The following is a 12432-nucleotide window of genomic DNA, read 5'->3' as shown; positions in this document are numbered from 1 at the left end:
CCGCGGAGTTCCTGCATGTCACTGTCCGGTACCACAACTCGCTACGGAAGCCTTGCCCAGGCATTCCACTGGTTGACGGCACTGCTCGTGCTCATCGCCTTCCTGGTCTCGGCAGGCGGCCCTCCTACGCGCGTTTATTCAGCGCCCAGGGCCTCGATGCTGCTGCTTCATGAATCGCTCGGCTTCGCGGTTTTCTGGCTGCTGGTGATCCGCCTGGCCTGGCGGCTGTTCGATCGCATTCCCGATGCTCCGTCCATGCCCGCCTGGATGTATGTCGGGTCGAAGGCGGTACATTGGGCGCTCTACGCATTGATGTTCGCTGTGCCGGTGACCGCCATGCTCGGCGCATGGTTTGGCGGCCATCCGGTCACGGTGTACGGCTTCGGTCCGATCGGTCCGCTTTTCGCCCCATGGGACGTCGGCGCTTCGCTGGCGGAAATCCACGGCACGCTTGGCGACATCCTCATGTGGCTGGCCGGCCTGCACGCCGCGGCGGCCGTCTTCCACCACGTTCTTCTGCGAGATCGCGTGCTCAGCCAGATGCTGCCCGGCTTGGCTGCTCCAGAATGATCCGGATCGCCTGATCCACCACGGGATGCAGGCCGCTGGCCTGGAAGGACAGGCGGTTGCCGGAGCCGACATTGCTGGTCATGGCGATGGTAAGACCGGTCGCCGGATCATGCAGCATGACCGCGACATAGCCCGGAATGCTGCCCTGATGGCCGTAGAAGGCGCGGTCGGCATAGGCGCTCTGGAACATGCCGGCGCCGGTCTCGCGCATGCGGGTGCCCGGGAAGCTCGCCGGCACGCGGCGTTCGAACATCTCGGCGAAGAAAGGCGGCGACAAGAGCTTGCCGGAGAACAGGCTGCGCATGAAGCTCACCATGTCGGACGGCGTCGACACCATGTCGCCGCAGCCATAGGCGGCGCCGAATGGGAAGGAATCGGAAGAATCCTGCAATTCGTCGGAGTAGGGCAGCACGCCGTCCATGCGCCACATCTCGCCGCCGGAAGCGATGTCTGTCGGTGCGCCCGGCGCCAGCGGCGGCCGGTGGTAGTAGCCGCGCACCATCGACCTTTCCGGGAATGCTTCGGTGGCTGGCGACCAGGTGTTTTCCAGGGCGAGCGGCCGCAGGACCGCGCTTCTGACATAGGCGCCGAGCGACTGGCCGGTGACGGCCTCGATCACCATGCCGGCCAACACATAGCCGGTGTTGTTGTAGACAGCGGGTCCGCCCGGTGCCTTCTGTTTGTCGGAGGCGAAGGCGATGTCGACCAGCTGCTGCGGCGTCCATTGCCGGCCCGGATCCATCGGTATGTAATATTCGAATTCCGGCAGGCCGCTGCGATGGTTGATCAGCTGGCGCACCGAAATATTCCCGGCGCCCGGCAGATCCGGGAACCAGGAGGAGATCGGCGCGCCGAGCTCGAGCTTGCCGGTCTCGGCGAGCTTGACCAGGGCGGCGGCGACGAAGGTCTTGGTGCAGCTGCCGATCTTGAACAACTGGTCCGGTGTGACTGATGTGCCATGTGCGCGATCGGCTAGGCCCGCGGTGAGGGCGATTGGCGCGGCGCCTGTCGAATAGGCCAGCGAGGCACCCACCGCGCCGTCGGCGAGGTAGCTGTTGAGGAGGGAGGTCAGGTCTTTCGGCATTGATATCGCTTTCTTTTTTCCTTCTCCCCCTGTGGGAGAAGGTGGCCTCGCGAAGCGAGGTCGGATGAGGGGTGCTCCAGGGAACACCAACGTCTCATTCCGCTGGAACACCCCTCATCCGTCTCGGCGCTGCGCGCCGATCCACCTTCCCCCACAAGGGGGGGAAGGACAGGGAGCGCCTGCCCTCACTCAGCCACATCGACCGCGGCGAAATTCTGCCGGCCGAAGGGGTCGAGGATGTAGTTGAGCACGCTCTTGCGGATCGGGATCGCCACCAGCGAATGGGCGATCGGCGCCACCGGCACCTCGGCCTTCAGGATTGCCTGCGCCCTGCCGTAGATCGCGGCGCGTTCTTTCGGGTCGGCGGCGACGCGGCCTTCATCCAGCAGCTTCTCGAAATCCTTGTCGCACCAGCGCGACCGGTTCGAGCCACCCTTCACGCCGTCGCAGGACAGGAGATAGCTCAGCATGTTGTCGGGATCGCCATTGTCGCTGCTGCCGCCGAGCAGGAAAGCGTCCTGCTCGCCCGCTGCGGTGCGCTTGAGATATTCGCCCCATTCGAAGCTGACGATCTCGGACTGCACGCCGACCTTCGCCCAGTCGGCCTGGATCATCTCGGCCATGCGCTTGGCGTTGGGGTTGTAGGGGCGCGACACCGGCATCGCCCACAGGCTGATCTTGAGACCGCTTTCGTGGCCTGCTTCCTTCAGCAGTTTCTTCGCGCCGTCGGGATCGTAGTCGATGCCGGCAACGGTGCCGGCGCCGAGCTGCGCCGGCGGCACGACGCTGCCGGCAACGGTGCCGGCGCCGGCATAGACGGCATCGACGATTGCCTTGCGATCGACGGCCTTGGCAAGCGCGGTGCGCACGCGGACATCGCCCAGCGGCTGATGTTCGACGTTGAAGCCGAGGATGCCGATATTCTGGCCCTTGAGGTCGAGGACCGTAATGTCTGGATCGGCGCGCAATTCGGCGACGGCACTGGGCGGAGGCGGGGCCGCCACCTGGCATTCATTGGCCTTGAGGCGCTCGACGCGGGTGGTCGGCTCGGGCGTGACGGCGAAGACCAGCGTGTCGATCTTCGGCGCGCCGCGCCAGTAATCCTTGTTGGCGGCATAGCGCACCTGGCTGTCGGGCACATAGGCCTCGAGCATGAACGGGCCGGTCCCGACCGGCTGGCTGTCGATTAGCTCCGGCGTGCCGGCGGCCACCATCTTTTCGGTCTGCTCCAGCGACAAGATCGAGAGGTAGTCGAGCGCCAGCCCGGCCAGGAAGGTGACGTTGGGGGCCGTCAGCGTGAAGCGCACGGTGTAATCGTCGACCTTGTCTATTTTGTCGATCAGCGTGCCCATGCCCAGCGCGTTGAAGTATTCGTAAGAGCCGCCGCCGAGCTTGTGGTAGGGATTGTTGGCGTCGCGCTGGCGGTTGAACGTGTAAAGGACGTCGTCCGCGTTGAACTCGCGCGTCGGCGTGAAATGCTCGTCCGACTGGAATTTCACGCCTTGGCGCAGGTGGAATGTGTAGGTCTTGCCGTCCGGCGAGACATCCCAGCTCTCGGCCAGCGCCGGTCCGACTTCGGTCGTGCCCGGCTTGAACTCGACCAGCCGGTTGAAGATCGTCTTGGCGGCCGCATCCATGGTGGAGTCGGCGATGCCGATCGCCGGGTTGAAGGTCTCGGGATTGGCCTCCGAGCAATAGACGAGCGTCTTGGCATGAGCCTGCCCGCCGAGAAGGACGGACGAGGCCAGAAGGGTCGAGCCAAGCACTGTGCGCAGAACGGTGGATTTCATCGCAAACGCTCCTGATGACGCTTTTTCTGGTTGAGGGAAGGGCATGAAATTCATGGGGTCGCCGCCGGCGCCAGGAAGCGGTCTGGCGCCAGCCCCGCGGCGGTGACGCCAAGCGCGGTGACATCGTCGGGCAAGGGGTGGCCGCGCATCAGCGCCGAGCCGAGCCTCGCCAATGTCAGCGACACCTGGAAACCGTAGCCGCCCTGGCCGCCGAGCCAGAAGAAGCCGGGCAGGCGCGGGTCGAAGCCGGCGACCGGCGTGCGGTCTGGCGCGAAGGTGCGCAGGCCGGCCCAGGGCGTCGACGGGCGGCCTATGCGCATGGACGTCGCCTGCTCGATGCGGTCGACGGCGATGGCGACGTCAATGTCTTCCGGCCAGGCGTCGCAAGGCTCGGAATCGGTTTCGTCGGCCAGCGAGCCGATCAGCCTGCCGGCGTCTGGCTTGAAGTAGAATTGTTCGTGCAGATCGACCACCAGCGGCCAGCTGGCAATATCGGCGCCCGCGGGCGGGTCGAACAGGAAGGCGGTGCGCCGCTTGGGCTGGAAGCCGAGGCCGGTGAGCCCCGCCAGGCCGGCCACGACATCGACCCAGGCGCCGGCGGCGTTGACGACGATGTCGGCGGGATAGGCGCCGGCACTGGTGGCGACGCGCAGGCCATTGCCGGCGCGCGCGATCGCGCGCACCTCTTCGCTCGTGCGCATGATGCCGCCCCTGGCCTTCAGTGCCGAAGCGCAGGCCGCAAGCATCTTGCCGGTATCGACGTCCACCGCACCCGGTTCATGGACACCGCCGCATGTGGTTTGCGGATCGATGACGGGAACCAGCGCATGCAGCTCAGTGGCCGACAGGCGGCGTACGCTCGGCACCATGGCCTGCAATTCGCCGGCCAGCCGGTCGACGGCCGCGTCGTCATCGGCGCGGCCGACATGCAGCGCGCCACGTTGATGCGCGACGAAGCCGCCGTCGAAGATCGCCCGGCGGCTCGCCAGCGTCAGCGCGCGCACCAGGCGGTTGCCATAAGTCTCGGTGAACAGGGCGGCCGAGCGGCCGCTGGCATGATAGCCCGGCTGGCTCTCGCGCTCGATGAGGGTGACGTCGGCCCAGTCCGCCACCTCGGCGGCAAGCGAGAGGCCGGCAATGCCGCCGCCGATGACGACGATTTTCGGGAGTGAATTCGACTGCATCGTTCAGTCGTAAAAATAATTTCTTATCCAGTCAATATTTAGCGTATAAGAAAATTGTTGGCGTTGTTGATGACGGCGGGAAGTTCAATTACCTAGGATGGAGCGGCGCGATCCCGCGGCATGGAGCTGATATGTCGGAGCAACCGAAGCTGGGTGATTGCCTGCGCGGCTTGAGGAAGACGCATGGCTGGACCCTCCAGGAGGTGAGCAGGCTCACCGGTGTCGCGGTGTCGACGCTGTCCAAGGTCGAGAACGACCAGATGTCGCTGAGTTACGACAAGCTGCTGCAGATCTGCGAAGGGCTCGGCATCCATGTAACGGAACTGCTCAGCGGCGACCGCAAGCAGCCGGCGGCGCGCACCCGCCGCTCCGTGACGTCACCGTCCAACACACTGCGCCAACTGACCCGCAATTACGACTACCGGTACCTGGCCACCGACCTGGTGCGCAAGCGCATGGTGCCGATCCACGCCTATGCGCGCGCCCGCACGCCCGAGGAGTTCGGGCCGCTGACGAAACATGCCGGCGAGGAATTTTTGATCGTGCTCAAGGGCGAGATCGAGCTGCACACCGACCAGTACGCGCCGGTGCGGCTGAAACAGGGCGAGAGCGTCTATATCGATTCCACCATGGGCCACGCCTACCTCTCTGTGGGCGACGGCGACGCCGAAATGCTGTGCGTCTGCTCCGGCGACGAGCCCGACATGGAAGGCACGCTGCTCAGCGTGCTGGAGACGGTGGAAGGCTAGGGCGGTTGGCGCGTCGCATTTTTCTGCAGGTCGGTTCAGCCTTTCTGGTTCGAAGCGGCCGACGAAACCGGCTATATGACCGCTGAGACGAAATTCCCGCCAACCCGAGAAGGAAAACCCAATGAGTTCAGAAAAAGTGGCTGTCATCGTGGCCGGCGGCAGCGGCATGGGGGCGGCGGCTGCGAAGCGGCTGGCGGCGGACGGGTTCAAGGTCGCCATCCTGTCTTCATCCGGCAAGGGCGAGGCGCTGGCCAAGGAGCTGGGCGGCATCGGCGTCACCGGCTCCAACCAGTCGAACGAGGATCTGCGGCGCCTCGCGGACCTGACGCTGGAGCGCTATGGCCGCATCGACGTTCTGGTCAACAGCGGCGGCCACGGGCCGCGCGCGCCGATCCTGGAGATCACGGACGAACAGTGGCACGCCGGCATGGACGTCTACCTGCTCAACGTCATCCGGCCGGTGCGCATCGTGGCGCCGCAGATGGTCAAGCAGAAGGCCGGCGCCATCATCAACATCTCGACCGCCTGGGTGGTGGAGCCGAGCCCGATGTTCCCGACCTCGGCCGTGTTCCGCGCCGGCCTCGCCGCCTACACCAAGATCTTCGCCAACACCTATGCAGCGGACAATGTGCGCATGAACAACGTGCTGCCCGGCTGGATCGACAGCCTGCCGGCGACGGAAGAACGCCGCGACTCGGTGCCGATGCAGCGCTACGGCACGTCGGAGGAGATCGCCGCGACCATCGCCTTCCTGGCTTCGGACGGCGCTGGCTACATCACCGGCCAGAACATCCGCGTCGACGGCGGGATCATTCGCGCTATTTGAGGCGGGTCCGGGAGGGGAGGCCTGTCCGACGCGCGCCGCGGAGGGGGTCCGGCATCCCGCCTGGCGCGACGACATCTCGCACCAAGGAGGAAAAATGCGGCTTCTGATACTTGGCACCGGCTGGATGGCGCAGGAACATGCACGGCAATTCAGCGCCATCGATGGCGTCGACATTGTCGGGGCCGTCGACCTCGATCCGGCGCGCGTCGGCGAATTCGCCGACGGCTTCAACATCCCCAACCGCTTCACCGCGCTGGACGAGGCGCTCAAATGGGGCGCTTTCGACGCCGTGGCCAATGTCACGCCGGACCGCATCCACCACCCGACCACCATGCAGCTGATCGCCGCCGGCAAACCGGTGCTGTGCGAGAAGCCGCTGGCCGAGAATTTCGGCAAGGCGATCGAGATGGCCGAGGCCGCCGAGAAAGCCGGCATCGTCAACATGGTGAACCTCACCTACCGCAATGTGGCGGCGTTGCAGAAGGCCCGCCGGATGGTGCAGGCCGGTGAGGTCGGCACGGTCCGGCATGTCGAGGCGTCCTATCTGCAGAGCTGGCTGGTGTCGAAATTCTGGGGCGACTGGCGCAGCGACCCGAAATGGCTCTGGCGGCTGTCGCGCGGCCACGGCTCCAACGGCGTGCTTGGCGATGTCGGCATCCACATCCTCGATTTCGCCAGCTATGGCGCGGCCCTCGGCATCGATCATGTGTTCTGCCGGCTGCGTTCCTTCGACAAGGCGCCGGGCAACCGCATCGGCGACTACGGGCTCGACGCCAATGACAGTTTCGCCATGACGGTGGATTTCTCCAACGGCGCCTTCGGCGTGGTGCATGCCAGCCGCTGGGCGACCGGCCATCTCAACGAATTGCGCCTGCGCATCTATGGCGATCGAGGCGGTCTCGAAGTGGTGCACAATCTCGACGGCTCGTCGCTCAAGGCTTGCCTCGGCGAAAATGTCGACGACGGGATATGGGAAGAGCTCGACGCCGGCACGGTGGCGACCAACTACCGGCGTTTCGCCGACGCGGTGCGGACCGGCGTGCAGGCCGAACCGTCCTTCCGCCACGCCGCCGAACTGCAGAAGGTGCTGGATCTGGCCGTGGTGTCGGACGAGAAGCGGGCGGAGCTCGCGGCGAGCGCGCAGACGCGGTGAGGGTGGCGCCTTCCTCTCAGGGACCGGTCACGAGGCCAAAAACCAGTTTTTGCAAATTGCCGCCATTGCCGAATTCGACGCGGTCGAAATCGCGGCTTGCCCGCCGCTGCGCCTGCGACAATTCGGAGAGGCGCCTGGTCATCTCGGTCCGGATCTTGGCGCATTTGGGATCGTCGGCAACGCTGAGGCCGACGGTCGCCGCCTCGATCTTGCGCACCATGGCGATGATATCGGCGCCATGCACTTTCTCATGGGCGGCGACGCCGGCGATGAAGCTGTCCCAGCTCTTCTGCACGGCCGGCGGCAGGGAGCCTGACGGCTTCGGCAAGGCATAGGTGATGATCAGCTTCGGCCTGGCCGATGCCAGGACGCAATCGCCGCCCTTGTTCTGGTAGTCCCTGGTCCAGGTCAGCTTGAAATTGGTGTAGGCGATGGTGCGCGTTTTGGCGCCGCGGATCAGCGGTCCGTTCTCGCCGATCGACCGGTAGAGCTCCTGTCCGGTCCGGCCTGAAATGGCGTAGGGCTCGATCGTCTCGACCGGCTTCCATTGTGCATGGGCGGCAAGCGGCAAGGCGAGCACCGCGACCAGCGACAGGCACAGACGAACACACGCTCTCAACACCGCTCTCCGCGAAACCAGGACCGGCGCCGACGCCAATGCCATCTTGTGGCTTTTCCTATATGCTGCCGGCGGGTGCTGCAAATGTGTTGGAGGGAGGCGCTGGCGCCGTGCGGCAAGACCAGGATGGGTATGGGGTTGAAGAAGTTCCCTCGGTTCGTCATCCTAGGGCGGAGCAAGGAGCGAAGCGACGCGGCGCAGACCCTAGGATGACGAAGATAGGGTGAGGCTTCCAAACCAACGGCCTTGCCGGCGCCGGCGCGTCGCCGTAAGTCGTGCTCATGATCACCTTCCGCAAGGCCCTGGCCTCCGACCTGCCTGCCCTCGTGGCCATGCTGGCGGACGATCCGCTTGGCGCGGCCAGAGAGGATGCCTCGCTGCCGCTGGCGCAGGGCTATGTCGATGCCTTCAACGCCATCGATGCCGACCCCAACCAGTTGCTGGCGGTGGCGGTCGATGGCGCCGACGTGGTCGGCACCTTGCAGATCAGCTTCCTTGCCGGGCTGTCGCGGAAGGGCGCCTGGCGCGGTCAGATCGAGGCGGTGCGGGTCGCCGGGCACCGCCGTTCCGAAGGCATAGGCAGGCTGATGATCGAATGGGCTGTTGATCAATGCCGGGCGCGCGGTTGCGGCCTCGTCCAGCTCACCACCGACAAGACCAGAGCGGACGCGCACCGCTTCTATGAAAGCCTCGGCTTCACCGGCACCCATCTCGGCTACAAGAAGACCTTGTAGCGCAGGCGGGGCCGTCGCTTTCCGCTAAGGCGGGCGGCTGGCGCATGCGGGAAGGCTAGCAGGCCCTATTCAATTTGCGGCGAGACCAGATATAGGTCAGCTAAGTTGACCTATATTCGATGCGTCCGGGGAGGCGTGCTTGACCCTTATGAACCTGTTGGCGTCGCGCTCGTCGCGCATGAAGGCCTCGGAAATCCGCGAGCTGCTGAAGCTGCTCGACCAGCCGGACATCATCTCCTTCGCAGGCGGCATTCCCGATCCGGCGCTGTTTCCGGCCGAGGCGATCCGCGACGCCTATGCCGACGTGCTCGGCGGCGGCGAGGCGGGGGCCGCGCTTCAGTACCAGGTGAGCGAGGGCTATCTGCCGCTGCGGCGATGGATCGCCGGGCAGATGGGCAAGCTCGGCGTCGCCTGCGAGGAAGCCAACATCTTCATCACTTCGGGCTCGCAGCAGGCGCTCGATTATATCGGCAAGCTGCTGTTGTCGCCCGGCGACACCGCACTGGTGACGTGGCCGACCTATCTCGGCGCGCTGCAAGCCTTCAACGCCTATGAACCGCGCTACGACCGGCTGCGGCCGGAAGGCGGTAACATGACGCCGGATGCCTATCGCGCGGCGGCGGCGGCGAATGGCGGCCGGGTCAAGTTCGCCTATCTGGTGCCGGATTTCGCCAACCCGACCGGCAACACGCTGGACAGGCAGCAGCGCGAGGCGGTGCTCGACCTTGCCGGCGAGCTCGACATCGCAATCGTCGAGGACGCCGCCTACCGGGCGCTGCGCTATGATGGCGAGGGCGTGCCGCCGATCCTGGCGCTCGACTGCGCGCGCTCCGGCGGCATCGACAAGGCGCGCACGCTCTATTGCGGCTCGTTCTCGAAAATCCTGTCGCCGGGCATGCGCGTCGGCTGGGTCTGCGCGCCGCGCCATGTCGTGGAAAAGCTGGTGCTGATGAAGCAGGCTTCCGACCTGCACAGCCCGTCGATCAACCAGATGGTGATGCACCGGGCGGCCGAAGCGGTGTTCGAGGCCCAGGTCGAAAAGCTGATCGGCGCCTATCGCGAACGCCGCGACGGCCTGCTCGGCGCGCTCGCGGCCAACATGCCGGAAGGCGTGACCTGGAGCCGCCCGGAAGGCGGCATGTTCGTCTGGGTGACGCTGCCGGAAGGCGCTGACGCCACCGCGCTCCTGGCGCGCTCGGTGAAGGAAGCGCGCGTCGCCTTCGTGCCCGGCAGCGCCTTCTTCGCCGATGGCACCGGGCGCAACACGCTGCGGCTGTCCTTCACCTTGGCCGACCGCCGCGCGGTGACCGAGGGCATCCCGCGGCTGGCGGCGCTGCTCAAGGCTTAAGGCGCCGGCCAGACGACGGTGCATCGCCCCAGCGGCGAACAAACCCGGGTTGCCCTGACTTGTTGCGGGTGCAAAATAGCCTTGTGTCCACGAACGCGGGTTCATGCGCCATGACCGACCTTTCCGGTATCTACCGCGACTACATTGCCTGCCTCAACCGGCAGGACTGGCCGAACCTCGGGCAGTTCGTCGACGATGACGTGTCCCACAATGGCAGGCGGATCGGTCTCTCCGGCTACCGCGCGATGCTGGAGAAGGATTTCGACGACATTCCGGATCTTCGTTTCGATATCCGGCTGCTGGTCTGCGATCCGCCTCATGTCGCGAGCCGGCTGATGTTCGACTGCACGCCCAGGGGGAATTTCCTCGGGCTTGCGGTAAACGGCAGGAAAGTGTCCTTCGCCGAGAACGTCTTCTATGAGTTTCGCGGCCCGAAGATCCGGCTCGTGTGGTCCATCATCGACAAGGCCGCCATCGAAGCCCAGCTTTGAACCACGAACCTCTCCTGGCGTGCTCGGTGAAGGAAACGCGTGTCGCCTTCGTGCCCGGCAGCGCCTTCTTCGCCGATGACACCGGGCGCAACACGCTGCGGCTGTCCTTCACCTTGGCCGACCGCCGCACTGTGACCGAAGGCATTCCCAGATTGGCCAAGCTGCTGAGGAACTAGCAACCGACCGGATTCCTGCCCCCGGGGCGTCAGGCCGGCTTGTCGGCAGCCCTTGTGCGCCTGGCAAGGCGTGCGGTAAATGCGGGCGTGCCTTTGCCGGTCGAATGAGGATGTCATGGTCTCCGCAACGCCCAGAGTGACGCTGCTTCTCGGCAGCGCGCCCGATGTCGTGCGCTGCGCCGCCTGGCCGAAGGAGACCTTCGCCAGCATCGTCGCCATCAACAATGCCTGGCGCGTGCGCCCCGACTGGGACGTGCTGGTGCATGCCGGCGATTTCCCGTCCGACCGGATGCCGCCTCTGGAACCGCTGCGGCAGGCCGAGATCTTCAGCGCCGCGCATTACGTGCCGGCCCAGAATACTTTCGGCGGCTTCGTCTATGCCGGCGCCACCATGTCGCTGACGGCGGCCTATTGGGCCGTCCACAGCCAGAGGCCGGACGTGCTCGCCTTCCTCGGCTGCGACATGATCTACGACACGGCCGGCGACACCCATTTCTACGGCGTCGGCCGCGCCGACCCGCTGCGCGACGATGTCACGCTGCAGAGCCTCGAGGCCAAATCCGCCCGCCTGCTCATTCATGCGCTGCGACGCGGCACACTCTGCATCAACCTGTCGGACCTGCCGCAAAGCCGCCTGGTCTTCCCAAGGCTGTCCTTCGAGGAATTGCGGTTACTGTCCCCCGAGCGCCTCGCCGGCATGAAGATGGATGCGCGTGCGGGCATCCATCAGCATAGGGTCGAAGTGGCCGAGCAAATCGAGCGCGAGCTCGGCTATTTCTACGAGGATGGCATGTACTGGAACCATCTCGACGAAATCGACCGCGCGCAGCTAGCCGACATCGACCGGCTCTGGATCTCGGCGATCGGTCCGGCTGAGCCGACCGAAGAATGCAGCGCGGCGGAATAGCGCCGTCCGGCAGCTTTTGTTGCAGGGACCAGCAATTCCCGCGGCTCCCACCAGCAGTTTCGCGCCAAATTGCCTAATTTCGGGCCGCTTTTCGGCTAAACTTGTCGGCATCTTGGCTGGAAGTGGAGGAAGCCATGAGCTTGCGCCTCGGTTTCGCCGTGCTGGTGCTGTTCGGCCTCGCCAATCAGGCGGCGGCTTTCGAGATTTCAAGCCCGTCGGTTTCCAACGGCAAATGGGCCGAAAAATATCTCGGCGACAAGGCCGGCGGCTGCAGCGGGCAAAGCGTATCGATCGCTTTGAGATGGAAGGACCCGCCGGTCGGCACCAAGAGCTACGCGCTCACCATGTTCGACCCCGACGCCGGCGGCGGCAAGGGTTTCTGGCACTGGCTGGCCTGGAACATCCCGGCAAGCGCGAAGGGCTTGGCCGAAGGGGCGGGCTCGAAGCGCGGCAAGGGCTTGCCCAAGGGTACGGTGCTCGGCAAGGGCGGCATCGGCCGCGCAGGCTATTTCGGGCCATGCCCGCCGCCCGGCAGCGGCACGCATCACTATGTCTTCACGCTCTATGCGCTCGGCGCGCCGAAGCTGCGCGCGCCGGAAAATCCCTCTCCGGAAATGGTGGCAGTGGCCGCGAAGAGCCAGGCGCTCGGCGAGGCGAGCGTGACGTACACCTATGGGCGGTAGGCAAGACCGGTTCAGGCAATCGCCCTGGCCACCAGCGCATTGACGGCGCTGTTGGCAAACACGTTCCAAGAGATCGTTTGAATTCCGTTCCGGTGGCCATCTGGCGCTTCGCGCGCGC

At 65.5% G+C, this 12432-nt stretch carries 13 protein-coding genes and 1 pseudogene; 10 read left to right on the top strand and 4 right to left on the bottom strand.

Annotated elements, in window-relative coordinates; all coding sequences use genetic code 11:
* Positions 1-15: 15 nt before the first annotated feature.
* Complete coding sequence (locus FJ490_RS14490; RefSeq protein ID WP_140500038.1) at positions 16-570, top strand: cytochrome b; 555 nt, start codon at positions 16-18, stop codon at positions 568-570.
* Here FJ490_RS14490 and FJ490_RS14485 read toward each other — a convergent pair.
* The 3 genes from FJ490_RS14485 to FJ490_RS14475 all read right to left on the bottom strand — a co-directional run bounded on the left by FJ490_RS14485 (position 533) and on the right by FJ490_RS14475 (position 4628).
* Entirely contained in the window at positions 533-1654 is a 1122-nt protein-coding gene (locus FJ490_RS14485; protein WP_140516020.1) for a serine hydrolase domain-containing protein, read from the bottom strand. The two genes, FJ490_RS14490 and FJ490_RS14485, sit on opposite strands and share 38 nt — an antisense overlap.
* A gap of 185 nt (positions 1655-1839) precedes the next feature.
* Entirely contained in the window at positions 1840-3444 is a 1605-nt protein-coding gene (locus tag FJ490_RS14480; RefSeq protein WP_140728451.1) for an ABC transporter substrate-binding protein, read from the bottom strand.
* Between the two features lie 50 nt (positions 3445-3494).
* A complete protein-coding gene (locus tag FJ490_RS14475; RefSeq protein ID WP_140728452.1) occupies positions 3495-4628 on the bottom strand; it encodes an FAD-binding oxidoreductase in 1134 nt (377 codons plus the stop codon).
* A 131-nt stretch (positions 4629-4759) separates the two neighbouring features.
* Here FJ490_RS14475 and FJ490_RS14470 point away from each other — a divergent pair, with 131 nt between their 5' ends.
* The 3 genes from FJ490_RS14470 (at position 4760) to FJ490_RS14460 (ending at position 7356) form a co-directional block, all read left to right on the top strand.
* Positions 4760-5377 (top strand): XRE family transcriptional regulator, encoded by a 618-nt coding sequence (locus tag FJ490_RS14470; RefSeq protein ID WP_140516014.1) that lies wholly within the window; start codon positions 4760-4762, stop codon positions 5375-5377.
* 121 nt (positions 5378-5498) lie between these two features.
* A complete protein-coding gene (locus tag FJ490_RS14465; protein WP_140516008.1) occupies positions 5499-6203 on the top strand; it encodes an SDR family oxidoreductase in 705 nt (234 codons plus the stop codon).
* A 94-nt stretch (positions 6204-6297) separates the two neighbouring features.
* Positions 6298-7356: a Gfo/Idh/MocA family oxidoreductase gene (locus tag FJ490_RS14460; protein ID WP_140728453.1), complete on the top strand. Its 1059-nt coding sequence runs from the start codon at positions 6298-6300 to the stop codon at positions 7354-7356.
* 16 nt (positions 7357-7372) lie between these two features.
* On the opposite strand, the gene FJ490_RS14455 is transcribed toward FJ490_RS14460, so the two are convergent.
* Positions 7373-8020, bottom strand: a complete 648-nt coding sequence (locus tag FJ490_RS14455) for a DUF922 domain-containing protein (RefSeq protein ID WP_140663723.1) — start codon at positions 8018-8020, stop codon at positions 7373-7375.
* 236 nt (positions 8021-8256) lie between these two features.
* Between FJ490_RS14455 and FJ490_RS14450 the strand changes: the two genes are divergently transcribed.
* From FJ490_RS14450 to FJ490_RS14425, 6 genes and pseudogenes are all read left to right on the top strand, one after another.
* The gene (locus FJ490_RS14450; protein ID WP_140500024.1) at positions 8257-8709 is read left to right on the top strand and encodes a GNAT family N-acetyltransferase; all 453 of its coding nucleotides are present in this window, start codon (positions 8257-8259) and stop codon (positions 8707-8709) included.
* A gap of 148 nt (positions 8710-8857) precedes the next feature.
* The gene (locus FJ490_RS14445; protein WP_181165279.1) at positions 8858-10057 is read left to right on the top strand and encodes a PLP-dependent aminotransferase family protein; all 1200 of its coding nucleotides are present in this window, start codon (positions 8858-8860) and stop codon (positions 10055-10057) included.
* A 110-nt stretch (positions 10058-10167) separates the two neighbouring features.
* A complete protein-coding gene (locus FJ490_RS14440; RefSeq protein WP_140670981.1) occupies positions 10168-10548 on the top strand; it encodes an ester cyclase in 381 nt (126 codons plus the stop codon).
* Positions 10549-10559: 11 nt separating this feature from the next.
* Positions 10560-10724, top strand: a pseudogene (locus FJ490_RS14435) (PLP-dependent aminotransferase family protein); the annotation flags it as partial.
* A gap of 115 nt (positions 10725-10839) precedes the next feature.
* Positions 10840-11631: a hypothetical protein gene (locus tag FJ490_RS14430; RefSeq protein WP_140728455.1), complete on the top strand. Its 792-nt coding sequence runs from the start codon at positions 10840-10842 to the stop codon at positions 11629-11631.
* A 134-nt stretch (positions 11632-11765) separates the two neighbouring features.
* On the top strand, positions 11766-12314 hold the full coding sequence (locus FJ490_RS14425; protein WP_140642872.1) for a YbhB/YbcL family Raf kinase inhibitor-like protein: 549 nt from the start codon (positions 11766-11768) through the stop codon (positions 12312-12314).
* The last annotated feature ends 118 nt before the right edge of the window (positions 12315-12432 follow it).

Origin of the sequence: Mesorhizobium sp. B2-5-11 (assembly GCF_006440835.1) — a bacterium.
Lineage (GTDB): Bacteria > Pseudomonadota > Alphaproteobacteria > Rhizobiales > Rhizobiaceae > Mesorhizobium.
This window is presented reverse-complemented; position numbering and strand designations above follow the sequence as displayed.

Excerpts from the sequence above, each read along its gene's own strand:
- FJ490_RS14490 (WP_140500038.1), top strand. The coding sequence starts at position 16 with ATGTCACTGTCCGGTACCACAACTCGCTACGGAAGCCTTGCCCAGGCA.
- FJ490_RS14485 (WP_140516020.1), bottom strand. The coding sequence starts at position 1,654 with ATGCCGAAAGACCTGACCTCCCTCCTCAACAGCTACCTCGCCGACGGC.
- FJ490_RS14480 (WP_140728451.1), bottom strand. The coding sequence starts at position 3,444 with ATGAAATCCACCGTTCTGCGCACAGTGCTTGGCTCGACCCTTCTGGCC.
- FJ490_RS14475 (WP_140728452.1), bottom strand. The coding sequence starts at position 4,628 with ATGCAGTCGAATTCACTCCCGAAAATCGTCGTCATCGGCGGCGGCATT.
- FJ490_RS14470 (WP_140516014.1), top strand. The coding sequence starts at position 4,760 with ATGTCGGAGCAACCGAAGCTGGGTGATTGCCTGCGCGGCTTGAGGAAG.
- FJ490_RS14465 (WP_140516008.1), top strand. The coding sequence starts at position 5,499 with ATGAGTTCAGAAAAAGTGGCTGTCATCGTGGCCGGCGGCAGCGGCATG.
- FJ490_RS14460 (WP_140728453.1), top strand. The coding sequence starts at position 6,298 with ATGCGGCTTCTGATACTTGGCACCGGCTGGATGGCGCAGGAACATGCA.
- FJ490_RS14455 (WP_140663723.1), bottom strand. The coding sequence starts at position 8,020 with ATGGCATTGGCGTCGGCGCCGGTCCTGGTTTCGCGGAGAGCGGTGTTG.
- FJ490_RS14450 (WP_140500024.1), top strand. The coding sequence starts at position 8,257 with ATGATCACCTTCCGCAAGGCCCTGGCCTCCGACCTGCCTGCCCTCGTG.
- FJ490_RS14445 (WP_181165279.1), top strand. The coding sequence starts at position 8,858 with ATGAACCTGTTGGCGTCGCGCTCGTCGCGCATGAAGGCCTCGGAAATC.
- FJ490_RS14440 (WP_140670981.1), top strand. The coding sequence starts at position 10,168 with ATGACCGACCTTTCCGGTATCTACCGCGACTACATTGCCTGCCTCAAC.
- FJ490_RS14430 (WP_140728455.1), top strand. The coding sequence starts at position 10,840 with ATGGTCTCCGCAACGCCCAGAGTGACGCTGCTTCTCGGCAGCGCGCCC.
- FJ490_RS14425 (WP_140642872.1), top strand. The coding sequence starts at position 11,766 with ATGAGCTTGCGCCTCGGTTTCGCCGTGCTGGTGCTGTTCGGCCTCGCC.